General features: G+C 31.5%; 14 protein-coding genes and 3 tRNA genes. 10 read left to right on the top strand and 7 right to left on the bottom strand.

Going from position 1 to position 12,329, the window contains the following annotated elements:
* Positions 1-10 precede the first annotated feature (10 nt).
* The 6 genes from N5D90_RS06620 to N5D90_RS06595 all read right to left on the bottom strand — a co-directional run bounded on the left by N5D90_RS06620 (position 11) and on the right by N5D90_RS06595 (position 5,509).
* The gene (locus N5D90_RS06620) at positions 11-1,543 is read right to left on the bottom strand and encodes an MFS transporter (protein WP_280061981.1); all 1,533 of its coding nucleotides are present in this window, start codon (positions 1,541-1,543) and stop codon (positions 11-13) included.
* A gap of 36 nt (positions 1,544-1,579) precedes the next feature.
* Positions 1,580-2,812, bottom strand: coding sequence for a hypothetical protein (locus N5D90_RS06615; RefSeq protein WP_280061980.1), 1,233 nt, complete (start codon positions 2,810-2,812; stop codon positions 1,580-1,582).
* Positions 2,813-3,241: 429 nt separating this feature from the next.
* The gene (locus N5D90_RS06610; RefSeq protein WP_280061979.1) at positions 3,242-3,808 is read right to left on the bottom strand and encodes a pentapeptide repeat-containing protein; all 567 of its coding nucleotides are present in this window, start codon (positions 3,806-3,808) and stop codon (positions 3,242-3,244) included.
* 3 nt (positions 3,809-3,811) lie between these two features.
* A complete protein-coding gene (locus tag N5D90_RS06605) occupies positions 3,812-4,060 on the bottom strand; it encodes a hypothetical protein (RefSeq protein WP_280061978.1) in 249 nt (82 codons plus the stop codon).
* Positions 4,061-4,062: 2 nt separating this feature from the next.
* A complete protein-coding gene (locus N5D90_RS06600; RefSeq protein WP_280061977.1) occupies positions 4,063-4,437 on the bottom strand; it encodes a VOC family protein in 375 nt (124 codons plus the stop codon).
* A 157-nt stretch (positions 4,438-4,594) separates the two neighbouring features.
* Positions 4,595-5,509 carry an N-acetylmuramoyl-L-alanine amidase gene (locus tag N5D90_RS06595; protein ID WP_280061976.1) on the bottom strand — a complete coding sequence of 305 codons (915 nt, stop codon included), beginning with the start codon at positions 5,507-5,509 and terminating at the stop codon, positions 4,595-4,597.
* Positions 5,510-5,654: 145 nt separating this feature from the next.
* Here N5D90_RS06595 and N5D90_RS06590 point away from each other — a divergent pair.
* From N5D90_RS06590 to N5D90_RS06575, 4 genes are all read left to right on the top strand, one after another.
* Positions 5,655-5,738, top strand: a tRNA-Ser gene (locus tag N5D90_RS06590).
* Positions 5,739-5,768: 30 nt separating this feature from the next.
* Positions 5,769-5,843: transfer RNA gene (locus N5D90_RS06585), tRNA-Pro, on the top strand.
* 27 nt (positions 5,844-5,870) lie between these two features.
* Positions 5,871-5,944: transfer RNA gene (locus N5D90_RS06580), tRNA-Arg, on the top strand.
* Between the two features lie 79 nt (positions 5,945-6,023).
* Positions 6,024-6,833 (top strand): hypothetical protein, encoded by an 810-nt coding sequence (locus tag N5D90_RS06575; RefSeq protein ID WP_280061975.1) that lies wholly within the window; start codon positions 6,024-6,026, stop codon positions 6,831-6,833.
* On the opposite strand, the gene N5D90_RS06570 is transcribed toward N5D90_RS06575, so the two are convergent.
* The gene (locus tag N5D90_RS06570) at positions 6,817-7,071 is read right to left on the bottom strand and encodes a hypothetical protein (RefSeq protein WP_280061974.1); all 255 of its coding nucleotides are present in this window, start codon (positions 7,069-7,071) and stop codon (positions 6,817-6,819) included. The two genes, N5D90_RS06575 and N5D90_RS06570, sit on opposite strands and share 17 nt — an antisense overlap.
* A 101-nt stretch (positions 7,072-7,172) precedes the next feature.
* Here N5D90_RS06570 and N5D90_RS06565 point away from each other — a divergent pair, with 101 nt between their 5' ends.
* The 6 genes from N5D90_RS06565 to N5D90_RS06540 all read left to right on the top strand — a co-directional run bounded on the left by N5D90_RS06565 (position 7,173) and on the right by N5D90_RS06540 (position 12,216).
* Positions 7,173-7,574, top strand: coding sequence for a hypothetical protein (locus tag N5D90_RS06565; RefSeq protein ID WP_280061973.1), 402 nt, complete (start codon positions 7,173-7,175; stop codon positions 7,572-7,574).
* A gap of 64 nt (positions 7,575-7,638) precedes the next feature.
* Positions 7,639-8,373, top strand: coding sequence for a 1-acyl-sn-glycerol-3-phosphate acyltransferase (locus tag N5D90_RS06560; RefSeq protein ID WP_280061972.1), 735 nt, complete (start codon positions 7,639-7,641; stop codon positions 8,371-8,373).
* A gap of 9 nt (positions 8,374-8,382) precedes the next feature.
* Entirely contained in the window at positions 8,383-9,384 is a 1,002-nt protein-coding gene (locus N5D90_RS06555) for an acyl-ACP desaturase (RefSeq protein ID WP_280061971.1), read from the top strand.
* Between the two features lie 18 nt (positions 9,385-9,402).
* Positions 9,403-9,762 carry a hypothetical protein gene (locus tag N5D90_RS06550; RefSeq protein WP_280061970.1) on the top strand — a complete coding sequence of 120 codons (360 nt, stop codon included), beginning with the start codon at positions 9,403-9,405 and terminating at the stop codon, positions 9,760-9,762.
* A 106-nt stretch (positions 9,763-9,868) separates the two neighbouring features.
* On the top strand, positions 9,869-11,206 hold the full coding sequence (locus tag N5D90_RS06545) for a cytochrome ubiquinol oxidase subunit I (RefSeq protein ID WP_280061969.1): 1,338 nt from the start codon (positions 9,869-9,871) through the stop codon (positions 11,204-11,206).
* A 2-nt stretch (positions 11,207-11,208) separates the two neighbouring features.
* The gene (locus tag N5D90_RS06540) at positions 11,209-12,216 is read left to right on the top strand and encodes a cytochrome d ubiquinol oxidase subunit II (RefSeq protein WP_280061968.1); all 1,008 of its coding nucleotides are present in this window, start codon (positions 11,209-11,211) and stop codon (positions 12,214-12,216) included.
* Positions 12,217-12,329: the final 113 nt, after the last annotated feature.

The following is a 12,329-nucleotide window of genomic DNA, read 5'->3' as shown; positions in this document are numbered from 1 at the left end:
AATAGTTTTTTTAATTAACATTTCTGTCTTTATTACTGATATAAATTGCTCCGATGATAAAACAAACAGCCGCAATTCCGATAGGATACCAAAGACCTTCTAAGTAAAACTGCGGATCTCCGTTGTTTTTGGCATTTGTTACCAAATAAGTAGAAACAGCAGGTAAAAGACCTCCAAAAATTCCGTTTCCTACGTGATAAGGCAAAGACATTGATGTATATCTAATTTTAACTGGGAACATTTCTACTAAGAACGCAGCAATTGGACCATAAACCATTGTGATAAAAATAATTTGAATCCAAATTAATCCAACTAATTTCCATTTATCACCACTATTAATATGTGTCGATTTTTTAACAATTTCACTTACTTTTCCATCTACAATTTTTGCTTGACCATTTTCTAAATGACGCGTTGTAACTTGTTTGTAAGTTGTACCATCTGTAAATGATTTTTGAATTGTATAAATAGAATCAGCTTTTTCATCAACATTTTTGATTTCAGCTTTTTCAATTGTTTGTGCTGAAATTACTTCTTTATTTTCAAGATTTGTTGTTTGATACATTGATTCGTATATTGGTCGATACGAGAATACAGCGACAATCATTCCGATTAACATCACCCATTTTCGACCAACTTTATCACTCAGCCATCCAAAAAATACAAAGAAAGGTGTACCGAATAATAAGGCGATTCCTAACAAAGAATCTACTTGATCAGATTCTACATTCATCACCGTTTTCATGTAACTCATTGAGTAAAATTGACCTGTATACCACACAACTCCTTGTCCCATTACAGCTCCAAAAAGTGCTAATAAAACGAACTTCATGTTGTAACGATTCCCGAAAGATTCTTTCAAAGGATTTTTAGAAGTTGTTCCTTCATCTTTTGCTTTTTTGAAAGCTGGCGATTCGTCCATATTTTTACGAATCAAGTATGAAACGTAAACCATCAAGATTGATAAAATAAATGGAACTCTCCATCCCCAAAGGTCAAATTGTTCTTCTGATAATAATGTTTTCGTCAATAAAATAACAATTAACGAAACAAATAAACCAACAGTTGCAGTGGTTTGTATCCAAGAAGTCCAATATCCTCTTTCTCCGTCTGGCGCGTGTTCTGCTACGTATGTTGCGGCACCTCCATATTCGCCTCCAAGTGCTAAACCTTGTAATAAACGTAAGATTAATACTAATAAAGGTGCGATAAAACCAATTGATTCGTAAGATGGAATACATCCGATCAAAAATGTTGCTCCTCCCATTAATACTAAAGTTGCCATAAATGTATATTTACGACCAATAATGTCTCCTAATCGACCAAAGAATAATGCACCAAATGGACGTACAACAAATCCAGCGGCAAATGTTGCTAAGGTTGATAAAAAGGCAGCTGTAGGATTGTCAGCTGGGAAAAATTTAGTAGAAATTACAACAGCTAAACTTCCAAAAATAAAGAAGTCATACCATTCAATTAGCGTTCCCATCGAGGAAGCACCAATCACTTTCCAGATTGTTTTTTTGTTAGCAGTTTCGCTCATAAATAATGTGTTTTTGTGTTAATTCTTGTGTGTTTTTTATAATAATATCATTGCTTGTATTGTTATCATGTCGTCCATGTGTTTTGGTTGATCGAAAGATTTTTGATATTCGACAGAAATTTTAGCGTTCTGACCATCAATGTACCAGTTTCCACCTAATTTTAATTCGTTTGCAGGCTTCACTAAACCTTTGAAATCTCTGTAAGAATACCCAACATACGGCTGAATTCTATTGCGGAATTTCCCTTCGCCTTCTTTGATGTTTTTAGGTAATAAATACCCAACATGTCCAGAGAATTGATTTCCATCTCCTACAACATTCCCTTGTACATAATTTTCGCCCATGTCCGAATTTTGATATTTCACATAAGCTGTTATCGAAGATGATTTTCCAATTGGTGCATCGTAGAACGCATCAACAGCAAGATGAGTTACATTTTCTCCAATCAAATTATCATTTTCTTTTTTGACAATCGCATTGCTTTGATTAAAAAATCCAGCTCCGATGTTGAATACTTTTTTAGTTCCTAAATAAGTTCCAACACGATAAGGCAAAGCATTTGATTCTTGATCTAAGAATTGATAATCAAAATATCCCGAAACTGCATATTTACCTTCTCCAAGTATCGCTTTTCCTAAATATTTTTCTTGTCCGTTTTGTAAAACTGTCGAAGAGTTTCCGTCCAAAGTATTCGTAATAGCATCACTTAATGCTAAACGATAATTTAGTTTTCCAATTCGCCCTTTTGCAAACATGCCCAAATGATTTGAAAATTGATCAGACAAACCAAGTGTAGACCAGTCAGCTCTGTTATTGTCTAGTGTCAACATATTGATAGAACCTTGACCATTTCCACGAGAAATTCCACCAAAATTGTGAACTCCTGCACCAATTGCTAAATTATTTGTTACCTTATATTGTAAAAACATTTCATGCAAGAAAAACGATACATCTGTACTTTTTCCCATCGGAGAAAGATTATTATCATAGATTCCATTTGCACCAAAATGTGTTAAAATCATAAATCGATCATTGATTTGCGAATAAGCGAGAACGCGTGCTCGTTTGATAGAAAATCCATCATTGGCGTGTTTTCCTTCGTAATCCTGAAACCAAGTTTGTCCCCAAAGAATAAATCGGACATATTTACTTCCTTCAGGATTTAACTTAACGACCAAACCGCCATCATATTCTGAAGCGTATTGAGCCTTCAATTCCGTGGCTCCAAAAGTGGATAGTAGAGCAAGTGCGACAAAAATTTTTTTCATTTTTAATAAATGGTGTTAGTTGTACATTATTTGTGATTTTGTGTTGACTTAGTAAATAGACTTAAGTTTAACTAAAATAATGTATTGAAAAATAATAATGCTTTTTTTGATAAAGAATTTCTTTTTTATTTTATTAGTGTAAATAATACGCTAATATTTTTTTTAATTTCTTAAAAAAATGTCAAGAAAAGTTTTAAGTTAATAATCTGAGTTGGATTTATTTCAGAAAATTTATCAAAAAAAGATGCAATAATAGTCTTATTATTTATTAAATCAAGAAATAGTTATTGACTAATTGATAAAGAATGGGAGTAATTTATTCTAAAAGATTAAGATTTAATAAAATATAATCTGCGATTATTTATTCTGATTAGAATATTATAAGTAGAAAGCATAAAAAAGGTTTCGATTTTGTTCGAAACCTTTTTTCTAATCTATTTTAATTCCAAGATAATCTAACAAGGCAATACAATTCTCTTTGGAAAACTGTGCACCTTTTAATTGATTATCATTCGGATTTATCGTGAAGTTATAAGCCGTTTTGAAGTTGGCTTGCTTTAAATTGGTCTGATAGAAAATGGCGTGAGCCAAATTGCAGTTCATAAAATAGGCTTGGCTAAGATCTGCAAAAGAAAATTCTACATTTTGTAAAGAACAATTGCTAAACTTTGTCTTTTTTAATGGTAATTCATAAAAAGATGAGTCGTTTAACGTACTATTTTCAAATGAAACGCTTAAGCCAAATTTGTTCGAATTTTCGAGATTAAAACCAATCATTTTACAATTGATAAACTCAACTTGCTGAAAGCTTGTGTTTTCTAAAGTCGAATTACTCAAATTACATTCGATAAATTGACATTGAATAAATTTGATATTGTTTAAATCTAATCCATTCAAATCACAATTTACAAACTCACAATTCTCGTATTCACCAGCTATATTTTGATTTTCTGAGAAATTAATTTGTTCAAATTTTTCTTCGAAATGATAGTCCATAAGTTATTTTTTTACGATCAAGTTTTTTAGAGCTAACCAAAAAATCATCACAATCATGTCAATGTAAATAGTAACTTTTAATTGATCGATTTGCGAACAAAGATTTTTTCCTGTTATAGTAGAAATACAAGTGTCAACTCCGTCGGTTTCATATTTTATACTAACCATAGTGTTAATAATCATGTAAAAAACAACAGGAATAATCAGAATAATTATTGCTAAAATAATGTTGTAATATCTTTTTGAGATCATAATTAATCTTCGAATGTAACTTCTATTTCTTGTCCAAATTGTAAGATATAACCATTGTTGTCGTAAATCGCAAACTCGCGCATATCCCATTCAAAAGTCTCAATTTCATATACAACTTCGCAATCATTTTTTACTTGATTCCACAACTCGTCTACATTGTCTACAACAAAATAAAAAGAACCTGTGAAATTAGCTCGTTCAAAATCTGCTCCTTCATTTGGATAAGCCAACATAATTTCTACATCGTCTTTTTGCAAGCAAGCCCAAATCCAATCTTCATTTTGATCAGCAATTTTAAATCCTAATTTTTTATAGAATTTTGTTGTTTTTTGTAAATCTTTCGTCCAAATTATTGGGCGCAAACTTTTAAAAGCCATGTTATATTATTTTGGATAAAATTACTTCAATTTTTCTTAAGTCTCAATTCCATTTTAAATGATAATTATGCTATTTATTCATATTATTTTAGCGAAAGTTGATTCCATAAAAAAACTCCTAACAAGTAGAAGTTTTATTCTCTAAATCAAAACTGATTTATGGATTATATTTTTTGTTCAATGCTTTCAAGATTGCCCAAGTTTCAGCATCTACAACTCCATCGTATTTTTCTGGACGGAAATGCATCTGAAATGCCACAATCGCATTCTTAGTTTGTGCATCTATCATTCCATTTGTAGGAACGTTGTAACCATATTTCTTAAGATCAGTTTGCACTTGTGTGATAAAAACCGAACTTGTCGTATCCCAAGGATATTGTTGCATAAACACATATTTGTCAGCATCATCGTACCACGCACCAACACCATAATCTGTGTATAATTTTTTCCAAGGGAAAAGTGGTCCTGGATCTGGCTTTCTACCTGGCGCAACATCCGCATGCCCAATTACATTAAAAGGAGAAATATTATAACGTTTTACAATATCTTGCGCTAATTCACCCACTTTTTTGATTTGATAATCTGGATAAGGCGTGTAATTTGGATAAGCATCTGTTCCTTTGTTTCCAAGATTCACGATTTCGATACCAATAGAAGAAAAATTTAGATTATCTAACCCTTTCCAGCTACTAACACCTGCATGCCATGCACGTTTTGTTTCGTCAACTAAAAGATTAATTGTTTTGTCATCATAATCATTTACCAAATAATGCGCACTTACATCTTTCTGAGTCAATACTTTTAACGATAATTCTGTATTGATTGCTGTGTAATGTAACACTAAAAATCGCACACGCTCATCTTGCGAAATAGATGGATAATAATCTGTTGTTACCTTGTACTTGTCGAGTTTTGCAGCTCGAGTCATTTCCGGTTGATCTGTTTTTGAATTAATAATGACTGTGTCACGAATTACTTTTGTAATTGTTTTTGGTGGAACTTTTTTAGTTGCACAACTAGCCAAAATAAAAAAACAAGAAATTGCGGAAAATACTAATCCTTTAAAATTCATTCTTTTAGTTCTAAATAGTCTTTTGAATAGCCAAAATTAAGCCAAATAATTTAATTTTTTTTCTAAAAAGACTTGTTTTGCAATAAAAGTCAATATATATTTGCAACCGCTTTATGAGACTAATCAGTCTTATTTTTAAAAGTTAGGAGAGGTGCCAGAGCGGTAATGGAGCAGATTGCTAATCTGTCATCGGGAAACCGATGCCAGGGTTCGAGTCCCTGTCTCTCCGCTTTTTTAAAGCTTGTAATAAAACACCATTCGGGGTGTAGCGTAGCCCGGTCATCGCGCCTGCTTTGGGAGCAGGAGGTCGCAGGTTCGAATCCTGCCACCCCGACGAATTTTAATAATAAAATTTTGGATTGGTCCAGTAGCTCAGCTGGATAGAGCAACTGCCTTCTAAGCAGTAGGTCTCAGGTTCGAATCCTGACTGGATCACAATCTAAAGAAAACCCACACTAATTATCAGTGTGGGTTTTTTGTTTTATATTTATTTACTTTTTTATATAATTGCAAAATGGATATTAATTCAAAAAAGAATCTAGGAGATAAAATTCAAAGATTCAATTTTATTTTTAATGAAACTATTGAGTTACATAAATTAATAGTAAGAGGAAAACAATTTTTATTATCAAAAACAAATTATAATAATGTATTTGATATGGAGTTTTATAATAGTTCTTATTGTGATATTTTAGAATATCAAATTCTTTTTAATAGTCATTATAATATAATCAATCTGCATAAATTGTTATCTGATTCTTCTAATGATAAAAACTCATTAATTAAGATAGATAACTTATTATTCAATTTAAAGAGATGTAACGAACTTGAAGAGATCCAATATTTAAAGAATAATATCTATACTACTTATAACGATTTAATTGTAAAAATACGAGAATATAGAACACAATTTTTTGCTCATTTAGACAATATAACCTTTAAAGAAATTCATTTAACTAAAAATTTTTATCTTGATAATTTAGATGAAATAAGAAGATTATTAGATTCTATTTCTGAACTATTAGTAAGATTAATAATTTATTATTTTGATGAATTTAAAGAAAACGATTCTTCAAAAAAATTATCAATAAATAACCATATATTAAGAATGAGTACTTTAAAGAACGGAAAAAAGTCATATTTGAATTCAAATAGTGAAATATTCTTAGACAAATTGATTGATGTTTTCGAGGATGTATCTGAAATACAATCAGCATTAAAACAATCAATTTCAGATCAAGATAAAATAAAACTAATTAATGAAATTTTAGTTAAATCTACAGGAGAAGTAAATGGATATAAATTTTTTACTTACAAATACTAACTTTCCCTTTTTCACTCAATTGCTTAAAATTAATTGCAGGAATAGTTGGATTTAATTCAGATTTGAAATTGGTAACACTTGGCGTTTCAAAAAAATCTAATTCGTACAAACCATCTTCCACAAATTGACAATCATCGGTTAAAATATAGATTTTAGGAAAACTTGGTTTTCGTTCTATTTTTACTTTTTTGATGTTATTTTGATCCGTAAAAACTTCTCCTTTCTTTGTGTTTGCCATTGTTTCTTATTTAGAGAGCAAATTTCTTAATAAAATTGAATATTAAAAAAATCAATCCGTAATATTCAAAATATTTCTACCTTCGTTACAAATAAAACCACGTGAAATATACAATTCTAGCAATACTTTTGTTTTTCTTTTTAGGATTAACAAGTTGTTTACCAACTAAAACAGTTACTGAATCGAAAACTGTGACTTCAGAAATTAGCGATTTATCAGGAAAATGGAATATTGATGATGGAGGAGATTACATTATTTTTGAAGATGCAACCAAAAAGATGGTGATGAAAACGGCTTGCGGAATAATTACGGCTGATTATACCAAAATAAATCAAGCAATAATTTTTAATCATTTAAAACAAGTGAATTCTGATTGTGAAATTCCTCAAAATATGATTCAAAATTTGCAAAAAACTACATATTTTAAAGTAAAATCATCAAATCAAATTACTTTTTATGATGAAGCTCATCAAGAAAAGCTAACTTTGAAATTAATAAAGTAAATCGCCAAGAAAAATATATTATGCTTAGCATAATTTTTTATTAAATTTGTCTAAATTTCTAATGTTGAAGAAAGTTTTAAGTTATCCGTTATCTATAATCTTTTATATTTTTTATGGATTAACGTTGTTGGTAATGCATGTTGTGCAATGGTTGTGCTACAATTTGGGAGGGTATGCTGCTCATCACAAAAGTGTAAAAGTGATGAATGGTCTTTTGGTTTTTTGGACAAGAATTTTAGGTACAACATATACCTATAAGGGACACGAAAATTTGATACAAAATGTACCATTAATTTTTGTGAGTAATCACCAAAGTATGTATGATATTTCTCCGTTAGAATATGATTTGGCTGATTATCATCCAAAGTTTATTTCGAAAATAGAATTAGGTAAAGGAATTCCCAGTGTATCGTACAATTTAACGCATGGAGGTTCTGCATTAATCGATCGTAAAAACGGAAAACAAGCAATAGAGGAAATAAAAAAATTAGCGCAATACATTCAGAAAAATAATTATTCAGCCATTATTTTTCCAGAAGGTACAAGAAGCAAAAATGGAGTACCAAAGGCTTTCAAAGAGAATGGATTGAAAGTTTTGACGAAATATGCTAAAGACGCTTATGTTGTTCCAGTTACGCTAAATAATACGTGGGAAATAGAAAAGTGGGGTAAATTCCCGATGTATTTGGGCGCGAAAGTAACGATACAATACCATAAACCCTTAAAAGTGAGTGACTATAAGTTTGATGAAATATTTGAGCTTACCGAAAAAACTGTAAAAAGTAGTATAACCGCATAAAATAATTATATGTCAATAAAAAATGTTCGCCTGGAAGTAATGCAATTTCTTGAGAAAGATATTGATGCTTATATGGACAAATTCTTAGTTCCAGCCGATAAAATTTGGCAACCAACAGATTTTTTACCGAATTCTCAAACAGATTCTTTTTTTGACGAAATCAAAGAATTACAAGAGCTTTCGAAAGATTTGCCAGATGATTTCTGGATTACATTGATTGGAGATACCATTACCGAAGAAGCTTTGCCAACATACGAATCTTGGTTGATGCAGATGGATGGAGTGGTAGATGAAGAAGGAAATTACCTAGAAAATGGTTGGGCAAAATGGATTCGCCATTGGACAGGAGAAGAAAATCGTCACGGTGATGTTTTGAATAAATTTTTGTATTTATCAGGACGTATCAATATGCGCGAGGTTGAAGTAACAACGCAGCATTTGATAAATGACGGTTTCGACATTGGAACAGCACACGATCCTTATAAAAACTTTGTTTACACAAGTTTTCAAGAGCTAGCAACTTATGTATCGCATAATAATGTATCAGCAATTGCAAAAAAATACGGAGCGAAAAAATTATCGCGCATGTGTAAAATTATTGCAGGAGATGAAATGCGTCACCATTTAGCTTACACAGAGTTCGTTCGTCGTATTTTCGAAGCTGATCCTTCAGAAATGATGTTAGCTGTTCAACATATGTTCAAACTTAAAATTGTAATGCCAGCGCATTTCTTAAGAGCTTCTGGAGAAGAAAGAGGAACTTTGTTTGATGCGTTTTCAGATGCAGCGCAACGTATTGGTGTGTACACAGCATTTGATTACATCGATATTATGCGAAAATTAATTGAAGCTTGGCAATTAGACAAAATCTCTGGGTTGAATGCCGAGGCTGAAAAAGCAAGAGATTACATTATGAAATTCCCAGATAGAATGGATAGAATTTCGCAACGTATTGTGATTCCTGAAGATGGACCACAATTCAAATGGTTATTACCTGCGACAGCTAAGTAGATAATAAATTTTATTAAGATGTATATCAAGATTGTTTTATTTTTTCTATTCATAATTTCATGCTCAAATATTGATAAGTTAAATTATCCATCTGATATTCATGAAATTAAAGGAGTTGTATTAGAAAGATCTGATAGTAATTCAAATGGAAAATTTGCTGAGATAAAACAATTAAATGATAATCAGGTAAAACAACTTTTAGTTACTTTAAGTAAAGCTAGACAAATAGATTCTAAAAGTTTTGATGAAGATTTTCAAATTATTTTTTCAACAGAGTCTGGAACTAAAAGAATTATGGTAAGAGGTAATAAAATTAAAAATTTTGAGAGTAATAAAGTTTATCAAATACCGAATGTAGATTATTTGAATAATTTTTAAAAATTACATCTAATCAAAATCATATAAAAAAGAGGCAATTCAAAATCGAATTGCCTCTTTTTATTTAGTAACTTTAACCAACAAAATAAATTAAAAACGACTACTTATGGACGATTTTATTGCTGCCAGAAGTCAAATGGCGATGTCGCTTGCCTTTCACATTGTTTTTTCCTGTGTTGGAATGGTGATGCCTTTTATGATGGCAATTGCTCACTACAAATACCTCAAAACTAAAAACGAAATTTACAAAGGGTTAACCAAAGCTTGGAGTAAGGGAGTTGCGATTTTATTTGCTACGGGAGCAGTTTCGGGTACAATGCTTTCGTTTGAGTTAGGATTATTGTTTCCTAAATTTATGGAACACGCTGGACCAATTTTCGGAATGCCATTTTCGTTAGAAGGAACAGCTTTTTTTATTGAAGCCATTGCCTTAGGATTTTTTCTTTATGGTTGGGACAAATTCAATAAATGGTTTCATTGGATTTGTGGTGTAATTGTAGGGATTAGTGGTTTAGCTTCAGGAATTTTGGTTGTTGCTGCAAATGCTTGGATGAATTCTCCATCAGGTTTTGATTTTGTAAATGGCGAATATCTTAACATAGATCCTGTAAAAGCTATGTTCAACGATGCGTGGTTTTCACAAGCGTTGCACATGACTATTGCAGCTTTTTGTGCGACTGGATTTGCGGTTGCGGGTTTACATGCTTATCTTATTTTGAAAGGTAAGAATGTAAATTTTCATCGAGAAGCATTCAAAATTAGTTCTGTTTTAGCAATTACAGCAGCAATGTTAGCACCTTTGAGTGGTGATATTTCAGCGAAAGATGTAGCAAAACGTCAACCGATTAAATTGGCTGCGATGGAAGCGCATTTCAAAACAGAAGAAAGTGCTTCATTTGTTTTGGGAGGAATTGTGGACGAATCAAAAGAAGAAATTAAATACGCGATAAAAGTTCCGGGTGTGTTAAGTTTCTTGGTTCATTCAGATTTCAAAACGCCTGTAAAAGGTCTAGAAGAATTTCCGAAAGATGAATGGCCGCCTGTGGCAGTTGTGCACTATGCTTTTCAGATTATGATAACATTCGGAATGTTGATGATGGGAATTGCTGTTATTTATTTGATTGCGCAATTTTTTAAGAAAGATTGGCGAACAAAACGCTGGTATTATAAATTGTTTATGATTGCGACACCTTTTGGATATATCGCTTTAGAAGCAGGTTGGACGGTAACAGAAGTTGGTCGTCAACCGTGGATTATTTACGGAATTATGCGAACGGTAGATTCCATCACGCCAATGCCAGGAATACAATATTCGTTTTACATTTTCACGTTTGTATTCATCACATTGTCCATTATTTTGGTGTTCTTAATGAATCGACAAATACAAATGGTTGCGAAGCTTTATGATCCAGAAGATCCAAATTATAAACCAGAAAAACATTAAGTATGATTTACGTAGTAATAGCATTTTTGTGGGTTGCCATCTGTTTATATTTAATTTTAGGTGGAGCAGATTTCGGAGCTGGAATTGTCGAATTATTCTCTGAAAAGAGTTACAAAAAACGTACGCAGAAGATTATGTACAATTCGATTGGACCTATTTGGGAAGCAAATCATATGTGGTTAATTATTGCCATTGTGATTTTGTTTGTCGGTTTTCCTAAGATTTATGCAGATGTTTCTAATTATTTACATATTCCGTTGGTGATCATGTTGTTAGGAATCATCGCACGTGGAACATCGTTTACGTTCAGAAATTATGATGCAATTAACGATAAATGGCACAATTTGTATGATGTGATTTTTACTTATTCAAGTGTTGTAACACCTTTGTTTTTGGGAATAATAGCAGGATCGATCGTTTCGGGAAGTATTGATGATAATGCACTTTCGTTTCAAGATGCGTATATATTTTCGTGGTTAAGTTGGTTTAATTTTTCGGTAGGAATTTTCACTGTTGTGATTTGTGCTTTCTTGGCTTCGGTTTATTCCATTCAAACTGTTAAAAACGAAGAAGACAAAGTAATTTTAAGGAAACGAGCGAAGATTTATACAGCTTTAATTTTTGTTGCTGGCGCATTGGTATTTGCTGTTTCACTTTGGAAAAACATTCCATTATTTAGTTGGATAACATCAGAAATTTACGGTTATATCGCAATTGCAATTGCTTCAATCTCAATTGTATTATTACTTTCTGCCTTAAATAAAGCGAAAGATTCTCTTTTGAAAGTTTATGCAGGAATAATTGTGATGATGATTTTGTTTGCAGCATCGTATTCACATTTTCCAAATTTGGTATTATTCAAAGATGGTTCAACATTATCTTTATTGAAAGATTATGGCGCAATGAGCACAATAAATATGTTAGCTTGGGCATTATTACTCGGCTCGATATTTATTTTACCATTTCTATTTTACTTGATTTATTCATTTAATCAGAAGCAAAAAATATAAATACTCGTTCCAAATTTTTATTACAAACATACTTGTTTGTAATGTTTGTCAAGAAGATTTTATTATAAATATACCTGTTTGTAATGTCTGTCAAGAAGATTTTATTACAAACA

This window comes from Empedobacter sp. GD03797, assembly GCF_029842105.1.
Classification (GTDB): domain Bacteria; phylum Bacteroidota; class Bacteroidia; order Flavobacteriales; family Weeksellaceae; genus Empedobacter; species Empedobacter falsenii_C.
The sequence above is the reverse complement of the archived record's forward strand: the minus strand, read 5'-3'. Positions and strand labels throughout refer to the sequence as shown.

Bases quoted from the DNA above. Each gene is read 5' to 3' on its own strand.
- N5D90_RS06620 (WP_280061981.1), bottom strand. From the start codon at position 1,543: ATGAGCGAAACTGCTAACAAAAAAACAATCTGGAAAGTGATTGGTGCT.
- N5D90_RS06615 (WP_280061980.1), bottom strand. From the start codon at position 2,812: ATGAAAAAAATTTTTGTCGCACTTGCTCTACTATCCACTTTTGGAGCC.
- N5D90_RS06610 (WP_280061979.1), bottom strand. From the start codon at position 3,808: ATGGACTATCATTTCGAAGAAAAATTTGAACAAATTAATTTCTCAGAA.
- N5D90_RS06605 (WP_280061978.1), bottom strand. From the start codon at position 4,060: ATGATCTCAAAAAGATATTACAACATTATTTTAGCAATAATTATTCTG.
- N5D90_RS06600 (WP_280061977.1), bottom strand. From the start codon at position 4,437: ATGGCTTTTAAAAGTTTGCGCCCAATAATTTGGACGAAAGATTTACAA.
- N5D90_RS06595 (WP_280061976.1), bottom strand. From the start codon at position 5,509: ATGAATTTTAAAGGATTAGTATTTTCCGCAATTTCTTGTTTTTTTATT.
- N5D90_RS06575 (WP_280061975.1), top strand. From the start codon at position 6,024: ATGGATATTAATTCAAAAAAGAATCTAGGAGATAAAATTCAAAGATTC.
- N5D90_RS06570 (WP_280061974.1), bottom strand. From the start codon at position 7,071: ATGGCAAACACAAAGAAAGGAGAAGTTTTTACGGATCAAAATAACATC.
- N5D90_RS06555 (WP_280061971.1), top strand. From the start codon at position 8,383: ATGTCAATAAAAAATGTTCGCCTGGAAGTAATGCAATTTCTTGAGAAA.
- N5D90_RS06550 (WP_280061970.1), top strand. From the start codon at position 9,403: ATGTATATCAAGATTGTTTTATTTTTTCTATTCATAATTTCATGCTCA.
- N5D90_RS06545 (WP_280061969.1), top strand. From the start codon at position 9,869: ATGGACGATTTTATTGCTGCCAGAAGTCAAATGGCGATGTCGCTTGCC.
- N5D90_RS06540 (WP_280061968.1), top strand. From the start codon at position 11,209: ATGATTTACGTAGTAATAGCATTTTTGTGGGTTGCCATCTGTTTATAT.